18 protein-coding genes are annotated in these 20,250 nt (G+C 40.0%); 13 read left to right on the plus strand and 5 right to left on the minus strand.

The features are described 5' to 3' along the window. Positions 1-52 precede the first annotated feature (52 nt). The 5 genes from rfaD to R7Q47_RS17770 all read right to left on the minus strand — a co-directional run bounded on the left by rfaD (position 53) and on the right by R7Q47_RS17770 (position 5,060). Positions 53-994 (minus strand): ADP-glyceromanno-heptose 6-epimerase, encoded by a 942-nt coding sequence (rfaD, locus tag R7Q47_RS17750; protein ID WP_017634969.1) that lies wholly within the window; start codon positions 992-994, stop codon positions 53-55. A 148-nt stretch (positions 995-1,142) separates the two neighbouring features. After that, on the minus strand, positions 1,143-3,338 hold the full coding sequence (locus R7Q47_RS17755) for a YjbH domain-containing protein (RefSeq protein ID WP_248487249.1): 2,196 nt from the start codon (positions 3,336-3,338) through the stop codon (positions 1,143-1,145). Then, positions 3,338-4,093 carry a capsule biosynthesis GfcC family protein gene (locus R7Q47_RS17760; protein WP_154204904.1) on the minus strand — a complete coding sequence of 252 codons (756 nt, stop codon included), beginning with the start codon at positions 4,091-4,093 and terminating at the stop codon, positions 3,338-3,340. Before R7Q47_RS17760 ends, R7Q47_RS17755 begins: the two co-directional genes overlap by 1 nt. Further along, a complete protein-coding gene (locus R7Q47_RS17765) occupies positions 4,090-4,770 on the minus strand; it encodes a YjbF family lipoprotein (protein ID WP_154204903.1) in 681 nt (226 codons plus the stop codon). The genes R7Q47_RS17760 and R7Q47_RS17765 overlap by 4 nt, the downstream gene beginning before the upstream one ends. Before the next feature lie 68 nt (positions 4,771-4,838). Continuing rightward, the gene (locus tag R7Q47_RS17770) at positions 4,839-5,060 is read right to left on the minus strand and encodes a hypothetical protein (RefSeq protein ID WP_154204902.1); all 222 of its coding nucleotides are present in this window, start codon (positions 5,058-5,060) and stop codon (positions 4,839-4,841) included. A gap of 301 nt (positions 5,061-5,361) precedes the next feature. Between R7Q47_RS17770 and R7Q47_RS17775 the strand changes: the two genes are divergently transcribed. The 13 genes from R7Q47_RS17775 to kdsA all read left to right on the plus strand — a co-directional run bounded on the left by R7Q47_RS17775 (position 5,362) and on the right by kdsA (position 20,108). Further along, the gene (locus R7Q47_RS17775; protein ID WP_154204901.1) at positions 5,362-5,859 is read left to right on the plus strand and encodes a hypothetical protein; all 498 of its coding nucleotides are present in this window, start codon (positions 5,362-5,364) and stop codon (positions 5,857-5,859) included. Between the two features lie 2 nt (positions 5,860-5,861). Beyond that, positions 5,862-7,610, plus strand: a complete 1,749-nt coding sequence (locus R7Q47_RS17780) for a polysaccharide biosynthesis/export family protein (RefSeq protein ID WP_154204900.1) — start codon at positions 5,862-5,864, stop codon at positions 7,608-7,610. A gap of 159 nt (positions 7,611-7,769) precedes the next feature. Next, positions 7,770-8,876 carry a phosphoribosylamine--glycine ligase gene (locus tag R7Q47_RS17785; RefSeq protein ID WP_239945667.1) on the plus strand — a complete coding sequence of 369 codons (1,107 nt, stop codon included), beginning with the start codon at positions 7,770-7,772 and terminating at the stop codon, positions 8,874-8,876. A 38-nt stretch (positions 8,877-8,914) separates the two neighbouring features. Beyond that, positions 8,915-9,904 carry an SIS domain-containing protein gene (locus R7Q47_RS17790; protein WP_154204898.1) on the plus strand — a complete coding sequence of 330 codons (990 nt, stop codon included), beginning with the start codon at positions 8,915-8,917 and terminating at the stop codon, positions 9,902-9,904. A gap of 41 nt (positions 9,905-9,945) precedes the next feature. Then, entirely contained in the window at positions 9,946-10,686 is a 741-nt protein-coding gene (locus tag R7Q47_RS17795) for an ABC transporter permease (protein ID WP_241670013.1), read from the plus strand. Beyond that, complete coding sequence (locus R7Q47_RS17800; RefSeq protein WP_006742499.1) at positions 10,683-11,336, plus strand: ABC transporter ATP-binding protein; 654 nt, start codon at positions 10,683-10,685, stop codon at positions 11,334-11,336. Before R7Q47_RS17795 ends, R7Q47_RS17800 begins: the two co-directional genes overlap by 4 nt. Then, positions 11,333-12,478 (plus strand): capsule biosynthesis protein, encoded by a 1,146-nt coding sequence (locus R7Q47_RS17805; protein WP_154204896.1) that lies wholly within the window; start codon positions 11,333-11,335, stop codon positions 12,476-12,478. The genes R7Q47_RS17800 and R7Q47_RS17805 overlap by 4 nt, the downstream gene beginning before the upstream one ends. Continuing rightward, a complete protein-coding gene (locus tag R7Q47_RS17810) occupies positions 12,465-13,958 on the plus strand; it encodes a hypothetical protein (protein ID WP_250155653.1) in 1,494 nt (497 codons plus the stop codon). The genes R7Q47_RS17805 and R7Q47_RS17810 overlap by 14 nt, the downstream gene beginning before the upstream one ends. A gap of 22 nt (positions 13,959-13,980) precedes the next feature. After that, a complete protein-coding gene (locus tag R7Q47_RS17815) occupies positions 13,981-14,886 on the plus strand; it encodes a glycosyltransferase family 4 protein (RefSeq protein WP_241670011.1) in 906 nt (301 codons plus the stop codon). A gap of 1 nt (position 14,887) precedes the next feature. After that, positions 14,888-16,417: a capsule biosynthesis protein gene (locus R7Q47_RS17820; RefSeq protein ID WP_318089278.1), complete on the plus strand. Its 1,530-nt coding sequence runs from the start codon at positions 14,888-14,890 to the stop codon at positions 16,415-16,417. 41 nt (positions 16,418-16,458) lie between these two features. Further along, positions 16,459-18,417 (plus strand): capsular polysaccharide biosynthesis protein, encoded by a 1,959-nt coding sequence (locus tag R7Q47_RS17825; RefSeq protein WP_318089279.1) that lies wholly within the window; start codon positions 16,459-16,461, stop codon positions 18,415-18,417. Between the two features lie 48 nt (positions 18,418-18,465). Continuing rightward, positions 18,466-19,224, plus strand: coding sequence for a 3-deoxy-manno-octulosonate cytidylyltransferase (gene kdsB, locus R7Q47_RS17830; RefSeq protein WP_167426991.1), 759 nt, complete (start codon positions 18,466-18,468; stop codon positions 19,222-19,224). A 32-nt stretch (positions 19,225-19,256) separates the two neighbouring features. Next, complete coding sequence (kdsA, locus tag R7Q47_RS17835) at positions 19,257-20,108, plus strand: 3-deoxy-8-phosphooctulonate synthase (RefSeq protein ID WP_006742492.1); 852 nt, start codon at positions 19,257-19,259, stop codon at positions 20,106-20,108. Positions 20,109-20,250 lie beyond the last annotated feature (142 nt).

Genomic DNA, 20,250 nt, shown 5'->3' on the forward strand with positions numbered 1-20,250 from the left:
CTATTGCATTTGAGTAAAGGTGGCAGGTTATGGTTCTACCACCTTGTGGTGCTTAACTGTTTTGGATAGTCAAGTATTCGGCAACGCCTTCTGCAACTGTCTTGAATTCAACATCACAGCCTGCGGTGCGCAGTTTGGTCAGATCCGCTTGTGTGAATTCTTGGTAAGCGCCTTTTAGGTGCTCAGGGAATGGGATGGTTTCAATTTGGCCTTTGCCATGATGCTTGATAACTGCTTTTGCTACCTCTTCAAAAGATTCAGCACGGCCAGTACCACAGTTAAAAATGCCTGATACGCCGTTTTCTAAGAACCACAGGTTTACTTTACAGACATCACCAACGTAAACAAAGTCGCGTTTGAATGATTCGCTGCCCGCGAACAATTTAGGATTTTCACCTGCGTTAAGTTGGTTGTTTAGGTGGAACGCAACTGATGCCATGCTACCTTTGTGGTCTTCACGTGGGCCATATACGTTGAAGTAGCGGAAGCCAGTGATTTGAGAAAGGGTCTCACCATGTTCTTCAGCGTCTTGCCATAGGCGACGAACGTAGTTATCAAACTGCTGTTTCGAGTAACCGTATACATTCAGTGCGCCTTCGTATTCGCGTTCTTCAACGAAAGTATCTGTATCGCCGTAAGTGGCTGCTGAAGAAGCGTATAGGAATGGAATCTCGCGATCTAAACAGTAATGAAGCAGCTCTTTAGAGTACTCGTAGTTGTTTAGCATCATGTACTTACCATCCCACTCAGTCGTTGCAGAGCAAGCACCTTCGTGGAAAATTGCCTCAATCGGACCAAAATCATCGCCCGCCATAATTTGGGTCAGAAAGTCGTCACGATCCATGTAATCTGTGATGTCCAGATCAACTAAGTTCTTAAATTTTTTTCCATTTTTTAGGTTGTCGACAACCAGGATATCGTTAATACCAGCTTCGTTTAGTGCTTTAACAATGTTGCTGCCGATCATGCCAGCGCCACCAGTTACGATGATCATAGAACTTCCACCATAGATTAAAATTTTCTCTGGAATTCTAGCAAGAAACGAAAAGTAGCGCTATTGGAAGCAGGAAGATAGGTTTTAGTCTTCTATGACTCAGTATCTAGATATGAAAAAGGGAGCCGCAGCTCCCTTGATTACTTTATTATTCCACATCCGAACGGTTAGGTCTTTGGTACCAAGGATTTCGTTCGTCGGTTAACTCAATTAAGCTGTATTTGCGGCCGAGCTTCTGCCCTCCGTCACGAGTAAGAGGCTGCCAACTAAAGTTCGCACGATTGCTACTTGGCTTAACGGTCATGATGTCAAACGGAATCGACAAGTAGAAACCTTTAGTAAAGCTACCTTCACCAAATTCGTCCGCAGACAAGTCTGTAAATGAGGCAAAGGCGCCAGCAATTACGCCACTCTTGAACTGCTTAGAAACATTGATTTGTGTACCAACATCGCCAGCTAGGAACTGACCAACATCGACTTGGATCATCAAATCTTGCAGGAATTCCCATTGAGGGTAGTAGTAACCAGATACAAAACCAGTGAATCCTTTATCAATAACTTGGAACGGACGTCCATATTCTGGCACGTTTTGCCATTTCTCATCGTAAACACCGAAGTAACTTTGTGGATCACGTTGAGAAATTACGTTGACGTCAGCGCCAATCGCCCAGTTAGCTCCTTGTGGTCGGTAAAGAAACTCGGTACCGACTCCAGCAAACATGCTCTCCAGATAACCCGCGTAGAATTGTTGATCCATGGTATCGGAATACTCTTGGAACCAAGTCAATTGTAAGTTTGACATGGTTATAGCATGTTCATTTTGGTAAGCGCGGAACATGGTACGAACGCGAGGAACAGTAGTACCATCAGGTGGAGTTACATAGTTAAACTTATCGTAGTTGTTATACCAATCCCAGTACAACGAGCCGCCAATTTCAAGGTTGTCCGTCAGCCAGTATGAGGCATTACCGCTTAGCCCCACACTAAAGAGGTAGAAATCTTCTGCGTTACCGAGAGTTTGAACAAGCTTCGGTGCAAAGCCCCAATCAAAACGTTCAAAACCATCATAGACAGATTCTCCACTTGGCTTATTGTTAGCTTTTGCGGTTGCATCTTCTATTTTGGGGTTGATGTAATTAACTTGGGCAAAGTCGCGATATTTCTCCTTGGAAATAATCGTTTGTTCGCCGACTAAGCCTCGGCTACGTTCATTGATCGCATAGGTATCAATACTTTTAGGCATTTCATTATGAAGTACAGCCGCCGCTTTTTCATGTGCCTCTGTACGGTCACGATATTTCTTCTGTTCACCAACGACAGTTACGGTGTTGTCATCAACATAAATGCGCGTGTTTTGGTAACCTGCAATTTTGTCTAAATCTTCTGTTACACGCTCCCAGTCAACATCAGACAGTTCTTCTGGCTGATTGCTTTCTACTTCTGGCGTAGGTGTGTCTCGCCAAAAAGATGGCATGTCATTGAAATTAGTGTTTAGTGTTAAGCCTGCGACCAAAGTGTCGCCGCGTTCATAGCTTAAACGAAAATCAGCCATTCCTAGACGATAGAGCACACCAAAGTTCCAAGGAGTATGTGGTGTCATGTCCACGCCACCTTTTACCACAGGGAAGTCTTCGCTGTAATCATTGCTATCGTATTCGAGTTTAAAGCGTAATGGTGCATGTAAGGTTTGATATTCAACACCACCAAACAATGCAGTTGGTCCTTTAAATGCTCTATCAAAGTTAGTTGTGCCACCTGTATCTAAATAGTCAGAGGGGCGTTCACAAAATCGATCTGACAATTTACAAGTCGGGTTAGAGATGTTGTCACGAGTGCCTAGCGACCCCCAACCAATACCAAAAGTAAAATCAAAGGTCCCTAGCTCAGAGTTGGAATACCGCTTCGTAGCTGCGATGTATTCTCCATCGAATAAGCCGGTACCAGCAAAGTCTCGAACACCCAGTGATAGCTCAGGAATATACTGAGATTCTTTTAGCAATCGAATTTTAAAGTCAATACCTTTATCGGTATAGTTTGTATCTCCCGAGAAACTAGGATCCTTACTATAAAGCAAATCTCGCACCGAAGTATAACGAATGGTTGTTTCTAACCAAGGCATTAGTTGCAGAGTAACGTTGTAAAAAAGGTACTCATCACTACCGGTAACAGAAAAGTTGAATTCCCCTTCAGGAGCCATACGTCCTGTTGGCATCTGCATCAAGCCAACACCACCAAAATCAGATTGAGAAGGCTGTAACGAGGGAGCCTCAAAGGGTACTTCTTGAGCCCAAACCAATGCTGGGCCCATTAAAGAAAGGGTTAAGCTTTTTCTAATTGGTATCATTACGGTCTCTTTGTAGCATTTGGTATCAATTGAGTGAGTAGGCGGATTATATCTTGATCCATGTCAGACCGTTCAAGATCACCAAACGGTACATATACCAAGGTCAGAGGTGGTAGGTAATATTGTGTTGTTAACCAAGCTCCGTGATGTGGCTTAACTACGTGACCATCTGGGTAGATCAACACTGGTGGTGTTGATAATGCACCAATGTTACTTTTCAAATTCTCTATTTGCTTCTGCAAAGGGATGCCAGCTTGCCCTTTAATAGAATACACGCTATTCAAGTTTCCCAAGAAATACACTTTTTCTTCGCGCAGAGGGCTTGCGAGCAGGAGATTGCCGCGCAACAGTGGGTTGTCGAATTTATTTAGTCGAATTTTATCAACATCGATCGCAGACAGTAAGCGTGGTGCAAAGCTTTGCTTCTGAATGAATTTATAGAATGGATGTGCAACCAAATTATGTTGAATCATTTGATTGAGTACTGTGCTCTTTAAAGCGGTAGAGTTTTTTTCGGCGCGTTCCGATTTGTCAAACAAAGTGGTACCAAGAGAGTATTGCAGAGACACGCTTTGCTCCTTAGCAAGTGCTAACAGGCTTTCTAAACGAGTCGGCTCTTGGAATTGTAGCTGTTTGCCTACTCCTAGCAATTCAACATTTAATGGTTGCATAGCAGAGGTTTCTGTTTGAGCGAAGCTAGGCATACTCAAAAGCGGCATGACCAAACCGAGTAATGTTAGTAGTTGCTTGCTCATGATTTGCTATATCCCTTCAAAATGGTTAACTCAACCGGAATCATATTTGGTCCTAAGTATTGTAAGGTTTTGATAACCTGACCTTGCTCGTTTACCCAATAGTAGTTTTCGACTGATTGAGAAAGGCTGTTAAACTCAACAACTTCTTTATATACGTCGGTCATCGTGTTGGATATAGGGGTTGTTAACGTTTTTTGGCCTGAGTAAGAACGCGTTACATTTGCTGGAAAACCATAACGGTATTGTGTTGCCCAGTCGTATGAGAGTGCAAAGTTGACAGAGGCTGAATCAGAAGAAAAATCTGGCACATCACCATAAATACCCGCTAAGTCCCCATTCTGTAGACCTATCGTTTTGACTATATGCCCATTCTCCGTAACGATCATAGCTTTGTCAGCACTTACCCATTTCAGTTGTATTTTTCCATTGAGAGGATTTCGCTCTGCAAAAGCTAAAACAACAAATACCTGTTTTTGATTCCCAAGTTTTAAATAGGCACTGGCATAAGGAACGGCATTTATTTCTTCAGGGGTCATCTCTACATCGATGTAGTTACCGTACGCTTCTTGAACGGTTGCTGAAACATCATTGAACTTTTGTGTACAACCAAAGAGTAAGGCGAATAGCGGAAGAGTGAGAAGTGGGCGTATCCATTTAGACGTTCGGAAGATATTCATTATTCCCTCTTACAAATAAAATCGCCCTGAGTCATTCAGGGCGATTATCTTCTATCTACAAAACGAAATTAGTTAGTAGAAGTAGAAGTAGAAGTAGATGTTGAAGTAGATGTTGAATCGCTATCTGACGCTGCAACTGCCACTACAGTTACTGCTGCAGCTGCACCTACTGCTACGGCTGTTGTACCTGTTGCAGATGCAGACGCTGCGCCTGCTGAACCTGCTTCTTCTGCTGCAAATACAGTTGATGCGCTTAGAGCCATAAGAATAGCTAGAGCTGTATTCTTCATTATTAATCCTTGTGTTAACTAGTTTTAAAACATCGATGTTTGAAACTCTATTTAGAGTTCCAATTCATATTCTAGTTAAAAGTTGGGCAGACTGTAAATAGTTTCTTATAAAAGGTTTTTTTGTTGTATTTATGAAACAGTTGGTTTTTTTACCAAACAATTGCGTGCAGCTAATTAATTGGAAAATTGCGAATATGCTCCATTGAGTATACTCTTCCGCGGGTGTGGACTTGCCTCAAAGGAGAGTTATCTTGTACCCTAGTACGCACTTCAAAGGGGGCATTCACTGTGGGAGAAGCTGATGAGCAAGTCCAGAGTACACCGAGTGCTCAAAGCATCTTATTTGCCAAAATACATACGTGTTATGGATAACGTGTTTAACCATAGGGCGGTAGCGTGCGTAAAAATGACAAAACATCTATTTTTCAGACATAAACATCTCTTTATTTCTCTAGTGTCCATTACAGTGCTGAGTGCATGTGCGAGTAAACCTCGCCACGTTAAGGCAGATCTTCCACTTGTTACGCAAGAGTCATCTTCGATAGAAATGATGGAGGAAGTTCCAGAACAATATTGGGGATATTTGAACAGACCTGAACTGGTGTCTATATCGCATCCAAATTATCATGTTGCTGTTGGGCCGATTTATTTCTCTGCACTGGGCCTATACTGTCGAGAAGTGAACATTGACTCCACTTCTAATGTAGTGTGCTCGATAAAGTCAGATAAAAACAATACCCCAAATACTTGGTATTGGGTCAATGGGCTTGTTAAAGATAAACTAGAGAAAAAGCTTTAAAAATGATGAAGATGACAAATAAAGCACCTCAATGGCTAGTTGCAATTACAAGCTTTGCTTGTATCAATTCAGCTTTCGCGCTTGATAGTAACAATTTAAACCTCAATGCAGCTAATCCTACGTTTTCTTCCTCTGGAACTTTAAACCAATCTCAGACGCCACCCAACGAGAAACTCTCTGCTGGTTCATTTAATAAAGAGAACAGAAATAATCTTCTTTTGCCAGGTGAGGTGGATGTTAGACAATTACTCCCTTCCTCTGGAGAAGAACTACCACCTCCTTATGCAGCAAATATTTTTGCTGGTGGTTATGAGACTGAAAGAGCTGATGGTTTGAATGATAATTATCTCGTTGCGGCTGGGGATAAGATTAACATCTGGCTGTGGGGAGCTGTAAATTACTCTAATGTTGCTACGGTGGACAATCAAGGAAATATCTTTATACCAGAAGTTGGCCCGATTCATGTCCTTGGAACAAAAGCTAGCCAAATCAACGAGCTTGTGACAAAAAAAATTAAAGACGTTTATACCACTAACGTAAACGTGTATGTGAATTTACTTACTGCGACGCCAGTTAGTGTTTTTCTAAGTGGGCCAGTCATTAGACCAGGGCAATACGCTGGAATGGCCTCTGATTCAATACTTTATTTTCTTAAACGTGCTGGCGGTATTGACTCTGAACGTGGCAGTTATCGAGAAATTCAAGTTCTACGAAATGGTAAAATCATAATCAATGTTGATCTCTATGATTTTATGCAATCTGGAGTTATGCCACAAGTTAGCTTTAAAGATGGTGATGTTATCTTGGTTACACCACAGAAAGCTGCTATCACAGTATCCGGAGGGGCTCGCAATCCCTTTCGCTTTGAACTGGAAAATTCTAGTGAATTAGGAGAAAAGTTAGCGGCTTATGCAAAGCCGCTCGCAAAAGTTTCGCATGTTGGAGTTGTTGGGAATCGAATTGATGGGCCATTCTCACGTTATATGACTTACCAAGATTTCCTGAGGTTTGAATTACGAGACGGGGATAAAGTTATCTTCAATGATGATTTACACGCTCAAGTCATAGATGTTCAGGTTTCTGGTAGCTACTTAGGACCATCTTACTTTGCTGTTACAAAAGGCACTAAGTTACATGATTTGCTGAATAATATTCCCATTGATCCAATGCTTACAGATTACCAATCTATTTATATATTGAGAGATAGCGTTGCGAAAAAGCAAAAAGAAATGATTGATGAGTCTCTTAATCGGCTAGAAAGAAGTATTTTTACTGCACCAGCGTCTTCAGATGGAGAAGCTGTAATCAGAGCAAAAGAAGCAGAAATGGTACTTCAGTTTACTGAACGAGCTCGTAAAGTTCAGCCGCTAGGGAAAGTCATCGTTTCTGAACATGGTCTTGTAGCTAATATATTATTAGAACAAGGTGACCAAATTGTCATTCCAAACAAAACAGATCTAATTCAAGTGGGGGGTGAGGTTTTGATGCCACAAGCGCTCGTTTATAACCCTAATGCCACTATCGACGACTACATTGCGTGGGCCGGTGGTTTCACTGATAGGGCCGAGGATCAGCGTATAGCAGTTGTGCGAGCAAACGGCCTGGTTGAATTTGATAGTGGGAAACCCATACAAAAAGGTGATCAAATCTTAGTTTTACCTAAAGTTGACACTAAAACAATGCAGGCAGTTAAAGATATTACGCAAATCATTTACCAAATTGCTGTAGCAGCAAATGTAGCGATAAACTAACCTATGAAAACTGATCATATAGTGTTATCGCTAGATCCAATGTACTCGCCACTACACGAGAAAATAGCGGGGATATTGGGAAAGAAAAGGTATGCAGTTACTTCCTGTTTATCAAAAAAAATCTATCTACCTACTTTCAAGCAGTTTCTAGCAGTTAATATGATCGCAGCAGTGAGTAAGGAGCAAGCGCAGCCTTATCAAGAAAAAATATCTTTACTTCGAACATACCATCATGCTTATGTTCAAAAAGTAGAAGGCCGGACTCTCAGTAATGAGGAGTTGAACTATATGGCTAGGTTTTACGTGGCGCTTAAATGTTTTGTTATAGAAAAAGATATCAGTCTCGTTTTACTGCATAATGATGCTAGGTGGTATCACGCTGTGGCAATTGATGTATGCAGGGAGTTGGGTATAAATTATTTGGTTACAGAGCAGGGGCTTATTCGACCATTTACAACTGTTATCGATCCCCAAGGTGTTAATGCCAACAGCAAGATAGATTTTAAAATATTTAATAATGATGTTCAACACACCCCAAAAGAGCGGGGGAGTTTTACACCAAAAGATACTCATGACTCAATAAAGTCGATGTTTTTTTTCTTTATTTTTTTATTGGGTTTTGCTTTTGAACGTATAAACAAAAACCGAACAATTATCCGCTATATGCATAATAGCTATAGTTTGAAAAAGTATTTCAAACGTATTGCGAACAAACTGATTAAGAGAAAAAAGGGAACATTAGTACCTTCATTAAGTTCTCATGGTTCCATTCTACTACTACTCCAGTTGGAAAATGACTCACAGTTTCTACTGCATAGTCCTTTCAAGTCTAATCAGGAGGTTATCAACTTGGTCGCAGATTTGGCCAAGTTGGCAAAAGTGAAGTTAGTAGTTAAGCGTCATCCCTTGGACGATAAAGAGTATCAACTTGATGACAATACCTATTATGTTGATGGGAAAATAGCAGAGCTGGCAGGTTCTGCTGAAATTGTATTTACTATCAACTCTAGTTCAAGCATTGAAGTTTTAAAGACCGTGACTCCATTAATATTGATGGGCGAGTCAATTTATGCTTATAAAGGGGTGGCCGTAGAATTCGATCCTAACCATCCATCCCAAGTGATGGTGCAAGCAAAGGCAGAGGTCGACTCCGTGACCAGACAAAGGTTTGTCCATTATTTGCATAACGAATACTTGGTACAGGGAGCTGGCTATTCGTTTTGCTCTAAGCACCTTAAGCACAAATTAGAGCAGATTTTAACTTAAAGACGGTATGTACACTGTTAGTTGGAGAGAGCACACTCATGAAAACACTTGATATCAATGACTACTATTCCATTTCGGGTGAACAAAAGCCGGTGTTGGAGTCGATTGTTGACACGTTTAAGCACCAGGCAAATGCATTGAATGAGATGGCTAATAGTATTGATTTTGAGCAATACCAAAAGGCTATTTCTTATATTATTAACTGCCAAGGTCATGTCATTGTATGTGGAATGGGTAAATCTGGTCACGTAGGTAAGAAAATTTCTGCCACATTAGCGTCGACGGGCACGCCAAGTTTCTTCTTACATCCAAGCGAAGCATTTCATGGTGATTTAGGGATGATCACTAAAGAAGATGTAATTGTTCTAATTTCTAACAGTGGCGAAACGGATGAAGTATTGCAATTGATTCCTTCGTTGAAGTCATTTGGCAATAAGATCATCTCTATTACCGGAAGACTTGATTCTACGATGAGCTGCAACTCAGATGCCACATTGCTACTAGCGCAGATCCAAGAATCTTGCCCTAACAATTTGGCACCAACCACTTCAACAACTCTTACTATTGCCTTAGGTGATGCGTTGGCCGTTGCGTTGATGAAAATGCGCCAGTTTATGCCAAATGACTTTGCTCGTTTTCACCCTGGAGGCTCTCTGGGCCGACGTTTACTGACTCGCGTGCGTGACGAAATGAACGCAGAAAACTTGCCATTAGTTGACGTGAGTGACTCTATGCCGTCGGTTATCATTAAAATGAACGAGGGTCGGAGAGGCGTAGCCATTGTTACTGAAAATGATCAACTGAAAGGTATCATCACTGACGGTGATTTACGCCGTGCACTGGCGAAAGAGACTGAATTTAATAGTTTAAAAGCCGGCGGTGTAATGACTGTTGAACCTAAAACTTGTTATGACACCGAAATGTTAGCAGATGCAGAGGAGAAAATGCGCCAGTTCTCGATCTCATCTTTAGTTGTTTTGGACGATGAGAGCAAGGTTGTCGGACTAATCCAAATCTTTAATATGTAATGAAAGACCTAAGACAGGCTTTAAGAGTGCAAGGGCGAGTCTTGTACGCCCTTATTTTGCGTGAAGCGCTCGGAAAATATGGTAAGAGTAGGATTGGTTATCTGTGGGCTTTATTTGAACCATTAACCCAAGTTCTTATCTTAGTAGCCATATTCTCCGCGTTAGGAAGGAAGTCACCAGTTGGAGGTGATTTGGCTATTTTTTTTACAACAGGAATAGTGCCTTGGCTTATATATAGCAATATCGCAAATAGATTATCGGGAGCCCTAGGGGCTAATCAAGCCCTACTTGCATATCCGCATGTTACACCTTTTGATGTTCTTATGGGGAGAGCTCTACTTGAATCGATTACTATGCTAGTTGTATTTGCCTTGATAATAATATCTCTACAGCTAGTAGGGAAAGCATTAGCGATTTATGATCTCTTTAATGTTTTAATGGGATTAATTACATTAGTTCTATTTTCTGTCGGCTTAGGAATGACTAACTCCGCAATTCGAATTTATTTTGATAGTTGGGACAAGTTGTTTAGTGCGATAAACAGGCCTCTTTATTTTATATCTGGTATTTTCTTTACAGCAGCTAGTTTACCTCCTCAAGCTAGAGAATATCTTCAGTGGAATCCATTGTTCCAATATGTTGAATGGGTTAGAAGTGGTTTCTTTTCTACTTATCAAAACGTCTATATAAATCATCAGTATGCTATATCCTGTTCTGCAGGAATGCTGTTGATAGGATTAGCATTAACGCAATATACAAAAGAGCAAGCACGTAACTTATGATTGAGCTGTTCAATGTTTCAAAGAGCTATAGTACTCCTAAAGGGAAAAAAGAAGTTTTGAAACCGTGTACTGTAAGCTTTCCTAAAGGCCGTAATATTGGTCTTCTGGGAGTTAATGGGGCTGGGAAATCAACTTTGCTAAGGATGATTGCTGGTTCTGAAGCGCCGACTACAGGAGTCATCAAGAGAAAAGTAAAAATGTCTTGGCCTTTGGGGTTTGCTGGTGGTTTTAACGGTTCACTTACTGGTGCTGAAAATTTAAGGTTTGTTAGTCGTATATATGGTGCAAATATTAAAGAGGTCACTGCTTTTGTCCGCGAATTTTCAGAGCTTGGCGATTATCTTGATATGCCAATTAGAAGCTACAGTTCTGGTATGAAAGCTAGGTTAGCTTTTGGGTTATCAATGGCCATGGACTTTGACTGTTATCTGGTTGATGAAATTACCGGAGTTGGTGATAGAAGGTTTCAAGAGAAGTGCCGAGTGGAATTTAAAGATAGAAGTGAGAAATCTAGTTTAATTATGGTATCTCATAGTATGCCTACGTTAAAAGAGCACTGTGATATGGGATTAGTATTGTCGGATGGGGTACTAACCTTTTTCGAAGATATTAACGAAGCGATCGATAAATATCTAACATTATCAAAATGAAATTAAATAAAAAACACAAAACGATCTTAAATAAGTTCTGGAAAAATAGAAATAATAAACAAAGAAGTTTCATTTTATTCGTGTTACTTCCTACATTTATATCACTTGTTTATTATACATTTATAGCCTCAGGGCAATATGTTGTTGAAGCTCGGTTTTCAGTTAAAGGGAACGAAATGCAACAGATTGATTTACTGAGCGGCATTGCAGGAATTCCTTCTCAAGGTGGAAGTTCAACAGACTCTTACATAGTTCAAGATTATATCCATTCTTTAGATATGGTCAGAGAGGTTAATAAAAGAGTATCTTTACAGCAAGTGTTTAATCATCCAGATGCTGATTGGATGTCATCTTTAGGGAAACAGCCAACTCAAGTAGAGATGTTGGCTTATTGGAATAAATTTGTCACTGCCTCTTATGACCCTACAACGACAATAATCACACTTAAAGTTAGAGCATTTTCTCCGCAAGATGCTAAAAATCTATCAACGGCAGTTCTTTACCAAAGTGAGATCCTAGTAAATAACTTATCTGAGCAAGCAAGAAAAGACGATCTCCTCTTTGCTGAAGAGGAAGTGAAAAGAGCAGAAAAGAGAGTTGCGAATGTACGAGCTTTGATGAACGAATTTCGGACTCAAGCTCAAGATCTAGATCCAAAACAGACTGCAAGTTCTAAAATGATGCTGATAGGCGAGTTGGAGGCTCAACTGGCAAAGACGCAAGCTGAACTTAGCGCTTTGACTAGTTACATGGATCCTAAAGCTCCATCAGTTATTAATTTAACTCGAAAGGTAAATGCATTAACCCAGCAGATCCAAAATGAGAAAAATTCTATCGCAGGAGATACGGATACACAGCCTGCACTAAGTGGTGTATTTGCAGACTATGAGCCTTTGGTTGTTGAACGAACATTTGCAGAAAAAGCTTACACATCTTCATTAGCTTCTTTAGAAGCCGCTCGCGTAGAAACCTCCAGAAAACACCGTTATCTAGCAACTTTCGTTGAGCCAACCCTTCCGGATGAGGCATCGGAGCCTCAGCGACTGCGTTCAATCATTACTGTATTCTTGGCAAGTTTAATCAGTTGGGCGATTGGCTTACTTGGATTAGGGATTATCCGAGAGCATATTGGTTGGGTTTAGTGCTTGTTTACCACTTGTAGCTTTAGCGAGAAAAAAGGATATGAACTTTAGAGAGTTTGTAAGAAGTAAGGAAATAAAGAAGCATGGGCGTAGCTATGTGTACATTGAAAGAAATGAACACTTAATAATTGTAATGAGCGCCCATAATCAAGGCGAAAGGTATATGTCTATAAAAACCTTCTACGAGGGGACTAATTATAGTTTACTTTTCTTAAATAACCCTGAAAACTCATGGTACTTGGATGATAATGATTCATATGGAAAAATTATTCAAGAAATAGCAGAAGATTATGATTCAAAAAATATAATTTTTTACGGTTCTTCCATGTCGGGCTACTCCTCAATACTTTTTGCTTTAAGATTTAATTGCAATGCACTTTCTGTTAACCCTCAGATTAACTTGGATCTATCCTATGACATATGTTGGGAAGAGTTAAGAAATAGTTTTGACAAGATTTCATCGCCAAAAATAGCGCTGGAAAAGTATTGCTTGAATCACTGGAAAGATTCAGTAGTGTATATTCTACATGGGCACAACCCATTAGACAGGGAAAATGTTGACCTATTTGCTCGAGCTCGCTCCGATAACAAAAAACTAATACTTAACACACTCGACTATGATGAACATGATAACTACATTGGAAATAATGTGGATGTTTTAATAGAAACTTGTGAGATTATTTATCAGTTCAGGAAGATAAAGTCAGTCGCTCTAAACGAAAAAAATACCAATAAAAACAGAAGAAAGAATATAAATCTCGATTTGGAAAATAGTTCTAGATTGAGAAATTATCATAATAATTCGATAGTGTGGCATGAGAGAAGTAGTTACGAAAATAATCTGGAGCCTATTCATTTTTCAGATATAGGTTTGTATGACTCTAATGGAAAACTATCAGGAGCACTTTGTTATTTTAACGGCAGGGATTGGGAGCTGATATCTCCGAAGCTAGATTCAAAGTACAATTTATTAAAGAAACAGAATTTTAATTTAGACATTATACCTACTAAATTGATAAATAATGAGAAGTTCTATCAAGATTGGTGGTCTAGAGTTGAAAATGATTCAAATATTGAAGTAAAAGTAAATAACGAAGAAGCGGTTTTAAATATTCGTAATGTGAATAGCAAAAATACGTATATTTCTACACATCCAGATAAGGAAAGTTTTCTTAATGATATTTCTACGAGTAGTAAGTATTTGACATTTTTTGCTGATATATCAGTTGAACAAGGTTCTGCTTTCTTAACTTTAGGAGGCAGGACAAAAGAAGAGTATTTTCACTCCAACTCTAAGTCGGTTAGTTCAAGTGATTATACCCACGTTTATACTAGTGAGATATTTTCTAATGTCTATCTAGACCACAAAGACTTCGTTTATTGTAGAGTGTTTTTAAGCCCAGATTTAAAGGATAAAACTGTTAAAGTTAAGAATCCAATTTTAGTTGAAGGCTACTTCCCAGAAGGTTTAATTTTTTAAGATGAAGATCGTAAATCACGTTATGAGTCAAGATATTCATAGTAATATCTTGACATCTTTTATTGAGTATTTGTCCAAGTCAGACCCTGAGGATCAGCATATAACGTCAGTAGATCCGATTGAGGATGCTGATATATATCACTATCATCGACCTCACTTAGAAAAAAAACTAATGTCTAACAGTGTCGTTACGGTGCATCATGATTTGATGGAAAATGATCCTTGGCTTTCGTTACCAAAATTTCTTAAAGTTTATAGAGATGCTAGTGCTGTTGTTTGTTTGAATAATATCCAAAAGGAAATTCTTTCAAAGCATAACATTGACCATACTTTTGTTATTCCGCATGGCTATAATAAAGATATATTTTGTGATTCATTGGAAAAGATTAAAAAAGATAAAATCACATTGGGATTAATATCGAAGCGTTATGGTCGACGTGTTAAGGGGGAGGCATACTTTTTAGAACTCATCAAACGATTAGATAATCAGCGATTTGATTTTATCTTAGTTGGCGATGGTCGCAGCGAAGAATATTTTCTTTTAAAAGAATATGGTTTTGATGTTAAGGTATATGAATCCCTACCCTACAGAGTCTTTCAGAGTTTGTATCAGAACATCGATATTTTATTAATGCTAAGCTGCTTTGAAGGTGGGCCAGCTAACGTTCCTGAAGCTATAGTATCATCAACTCCAATAGCGGGTTTTCCAATTGGTATGATTCCTGATTTTGTCAAAGACATGGTGAATGGCGTAATATTATCGGGAGATGCAGAAGAGGACACTGATAAGTTAATGGAGCTGGCTTTAAATCGTAATGAGTTTGAGAAGCTGCTTGAAAATACAAAGTTGTACGCAAATACTGCTCCTACATGGGAAGCTGTCGCTGAAATGTATAATGAAGTTTATAATGATATGGTAGCACGATAGTATGAAAGCAAAGATTTTATTTTCAGATAACCTTCATTTTCACAAGCGCAACTTTAAGTCATTAATTGAAGCAGTTGAAAACCAAAACTATGATGTTGAGTATAATCAAGAGTATAAGGATTGGATGGCATTATATGGAGATTATACGAATAAGTTTAGTAGCTTAAGTGGATATTATAACCTGTTAGAAAGGTTAGATAAAAAAGAGTTATTTTGCTATGAAGTGAGAGGCGTTAATGTCTATGAGGTTGCCAGAGCTGAGTTGCTTGCTTATATCATACCTGTGAAGGAACTGTATAAGTCTGATTTAAGTGACGATGTTCGCGAAGTGTACAGTTATATATATGATAATTGCAAGGAAGAATTGTTATTGAATATGTCTGCTGCTTTATTTTGGTTGGATTTTTGGTATAATAAAGTAGTAGTAAACAAGAAAAAATATACGCATGTCTTTACTTTTTCTGGATCCAATATTTACTCTAAAGCATTAATTAAAACATGTCAAAGCACCATTAGTCGAGTGTTTGTAACAGAGACGTCTTTAACGGGTAATGATTATTACATTGAAGAGAAAAACTCTCATCTGGCTAATAACTCAGACATTAAACTTTTAGCAGTAAAAAGAAAACACTTAGATGCTTTGAATAATGATAATTCACCTTACAATACACGAATTAAAGCAATAAATAAACTAAATCTATCCAAGAATAAAAATGTTACGCAACCATATTCCGAACTAGATGATGTTAAGTTCGACAATGAGAATAAGTTGGTGACCATTCTTGGTCAGGTAGTCAATGATTACTCTGTAATTGAAACGAACTTTGGTTATTTGTCGACAGTTCATGTTTATAAGCTTTTGATAAAAGAGATTGTTGAAAATACAGATTATAATATTGTTTTCAAGTCACATCCTTGGGAGGAAAACAAAACTAACTGTGAATTTGATATTACATATCAAGAAATCGTTAAATTTATCGAAAGTGAAATTTCAGATAAAGAACGTATTAAGGTTATAAAAGATTATGACATTGATATGTTGTTGAAAGAATCTGAGCATGTAGTGTTGTTGAACTCACAGTCAGGCATAGAAGCTGCTAGGCATGGAATTAAACCTGTCATCTTGGGTAACGCTTTTTATAGTGGTTTTGGTTTTACATCCAATTGCCGTAGTATACAAGAAGTATTAAATGTTCTGACCACTACTCGCGGGTCTTTGACATTGGAAGAATATGATAATTACGAGTTATTCTTGACTCTCTACATTGAGAAGCACTTATTTAGTGTTAATCCATCTGGTATGAAGAAAGTAATAAACGAAGTCTTTACGCCGTATCATAAAATTCCATTTGTTACAAAAGCGAAACCAGTAAAAGAAGTGATCAAGGAAAAAGGCGAAATCGACGTAGAGCATTCAGCTGTCGTTGAGGAGTTAGTTGAGCTGTCTGCTGCAAGTCAGATAAAAAATGGTATCGTTTACTTTTTTACAGACTTCGACAAATTTAAGAAAAAACTAAAGAATAAGCTTTAGTTAAGTGGAATACCATTAAAACTATGTGTAATAGGGCAGTAGTGCTATCAAGAGGAATCATCCGTATTTCGAACCTGACTAGTTTTTTAGGTTCAAAGGTTGTTTTACCCATTTTTCGGCGGCTGTACAACAGCAACGCTGTTGTCGGCTGGGGCTTTAAACACACCGCAAAGCGAGCCAGAGATTATGCTGAAAAACATGCTCTCCCTTACGTTGCACTGGAAGATGGTTTTCTTCGTTCTATTGGCTTAGGGGTTGCGGGTGCGCAGCCTCTGAGCCTAGTCGTAGATGATGTCGGCATCTATTACGATGCAAGGCAGCCGTCGAAACTTGAAATTTTGATCAAAGAAAGTGAAGGTTTAGGCTCTGACGAGCTTGTGCGCAGTCGCTTATGTATTGACGCGATTCGCCAGTATCGACTCTCGAAATACAATCAAAACCAGCGAGATGATAGCTTACTAGAAGAAAAACCCAACGTATTGGTGATTGATCAGACCCTAGGTGATGCTTCTGTTGAGGGCGCGCAAGCCTCGCAAGAAACATTTGTTGACATGCTTAAACAGGCAGTTGAGGAAAATCCAGACGAAACAGTTTGGGTGAAAGTTCACCCTGATGTTGTGCATGGAAAGAAGAAAGGTTTTCTTTACCCTCTGCCATTTGAGCACCCGAATATTCGGGTGCACACGGAAAAAGTAAACCCTTGGGACTTTTTAGACAGCGTTAAAAGTGTCTATACCGTTTCCAGTTTGATGGGATTCGAAGCGCTCTTAGCCGGGGCGAGTGTTCATTGTTTTGGTGTGCCGTTTTACGCCGGGTGGGGGTTGACTAACGATAGACAACAATGCCCTCGCAGAAACGTTGATCGTTCACTGGAGCAGTTATTTTATGCAGCATATATACAATATGCACGCTATGTAGATCCTATTCTTGGGGAACGGTGTGATATTGAGCGTATTATCAGTTATATGGCGGATACACTCAAAGTTATGGCAAAACCTTCCAGAACAGTTTCTATATCAAAATTGTCGTGGTGGAAACAACGATGGATTGGTGACTACCTGAAAGCCTGGCGGTTTGAGAAGGTGAGTTCCGAAGCGGAAGAAATGCTGCGCTGGGGGCGGGGGTCGTTGGATGATAACAGCTATTGTATTGAAGATGGTTTTATTCGCTCCGTAGGGTTAGGGGTGCATTTTAATCGTCCGGTATCTCTTGTGTGCGATTCGCGTGGTATTTACTTTGATGTCCGAGAGCCCAGCGACTTAGAGTACATGTTGGAAAATCAGCAGTATAGCGATTGGGACTGCGTACGTGCGCGTGCGCTGATAACTCAACTGCTGGCGGCTAATCTGACTAAATACAATGTTGGTAGCGATTGCGACGTCTCTTTGCCTCAAAATCGAAAAATCATTTTGGTTCCGGGCCAGGTAGAGTCTGATGCGTCAATCAAGTATGGCTCACCGGAGATCTATCACAACGAGACGCTTCTTAAAGCTGTAAGGACGGCGGAGCCGGATGCCTACATTATTTATAAGCCACATCCCGATGTTTTGGCTGGTCAACGAGATAACGGTAACTGGCAGGGCGATTTCACACGCGCGGCCGACCATGTCGAAACGCAGGCCTCAATGGCAAGCTTATTAGAAATGGTCGATGAGGTTCATACCATGACGTCCTTAACCGGGTTTGAAGCGCTGTTGAGAGGTAAGCGCGTCACCTGTTACGGCTTACCATTCTATGCGGGGTGGGGGCTTACCAATGATAAGCTGATTTGCGCAAGAAGAACGCGTTCTCATTCGGTCGAAAGCTTGGCTTACTTTGCCTTGATAGAATACCCGACTTATGTGGACCCTATTACGCGTAAAACGATGACAGCAGAACAGGCGGTGACTCGTGTAGCACAAATGAAAGCTGGAAAAGTGCAAGTCAAAGATACCAAGTTGCAGTTGTTACTTGCGATGAAGAAAGCTAAAAATACGCTCAAGCGATTTATCCGATCTTAGATCTGCTTCTTATATCTAATCAACGTCACTCACAAAGATGGAACGTTAATGTCTAATATTCATATTGTTATTCCAGCTCGCTTCGGTTCAAGCCGATTGCCTGGCAAACTAATGCTGGATCTGGTGGGTAAGCCAGTGATTGCCCATGTTGTAGAGCGTGCCCTGACCCTGACAGACTCGGTCTACGTAGCGACAGATAATCAAGATATTTTTGATGTTGTCAGTCACGCTGGTGCAACCGCGGTCATGACCTCGGAGAAACACAATTCCGGCACCGATCGCTTAGCTGAGGCGGCGAACAAGCTAAACTTTGCTGATGATGACATCGTGGTAAACCTTCAAGGAGATGAGCCATTGATGCCGATCGCGCTGTTACGACAAGTCTCAGCCCTGCTTGATGCCCATAGTAACGCTGGCATTGCGACACTAATGCAGCGCATTAAGCATGTAAAAGATTTTATCAACCCTAACGTGGTAAAAGTAGCTCAAGGCGAAAGATGCAAAGCTCTTTACTTTAGTCGAGCTCCAATTCCTTACCCGCGTGATGAATTCTCTACTGAAATAGCTGAATTGCCACAAGGCGACTATTTCCGACATATCGGTTTATATGCCTATCGAGTAAAGACGTTAAAAGCGATTACTCAACTTACTGAGCATCCTCTTGAGTCTTTAGAGAAACTGGAGCAGTTACGTCCGTTAGCTCACGGCGTCGAAATCGTCATTGATGAGGCAAGTGAGGAGCCTGAGCACGGTATTGACACTCTTGAAGATTTAGAACGTGTTCGTCATGTTCTACTAGCTAAATAAATATATTCATTAAGATAAAAACGGAAACCCCAATGAACCAGAAAACCGTAAATATCGGTCATATTGAAGTTGCGAATGACAAACCATTCACTCTATTTGGTGGTATGAATGTCCTAGAATCGCGTGACTTAGCGATGCAGATTTGTGAGTACTACGTAAAAGTAACGGAAAAGCTTGGTATTCCGTATGTTTTCAAGGCGTCATTTGATAAAGCGAATCGTAGCTCTGTGCACTCTTATCGTGGTCCAGGTCTTGATGAAGGGATGAAAATTTTCCAAGAGTTGAAAGATACATTTGGTGTGAAAATTATCACTGATGTTCATACCGAAGCTCAAGCACAGCCAGTTGCTGAAGTGGTGGATGTGATTCAGCTACCTGCCTTTTTAGCTCGTCAGACAGATCTTGTAGAAGCGATGGCTAAAACTGGTGCGGTGATCAACGTCAAGAAACCCCAGTTTATGAGCCCGGGCCAAGTAGGCAATATTGTAGAAAAGTTTGGTGAGTGTGGTAACGATCGTATCATACTGTGTGAACGTGGTGCTTGTCATGGTTATGATAACCTAGTTGTTGATATGCTTGGCTTTGGAGTAATGAAAAAAGCATCGCAAGGTAGCCCAATCATTTTTGATGTGACGCACTCATTGCAAATGCGAGACCCTTCTGGTGCCGCGTCAGGCGGACGCCGTGAACAAACGGTTGAGTTAGCCCTTTCTGGTATGGCAACCGGGATTGCTGGTTTGTTTATGGAAGCTCACCCTGAACCGAATAAAGCAAAATGTGACGGCCCGTCTGCGTTCCCGTTGGCAAAACTAGAGCAGTTCTTATCTCAGGTTAAGCAAGTCGATGACCTAGTTAAGAGCTTTAGTGCAATTGATATCAAATAATCACTAGTTTTGATTTTTAAACGTTGTCTAATCGTCACATAACTAAGTTTGGCTTTGTTTAAAACTAGCTATTTATAAAAGCAAGCGCATTTGAGCTTGCTTTTTTGTATAAAATCTAATTCAAGAGAATTTATTTGATATA

It is taken from the genome of Vibrio sp. Vb0349 (assembly GCF_033338975.1).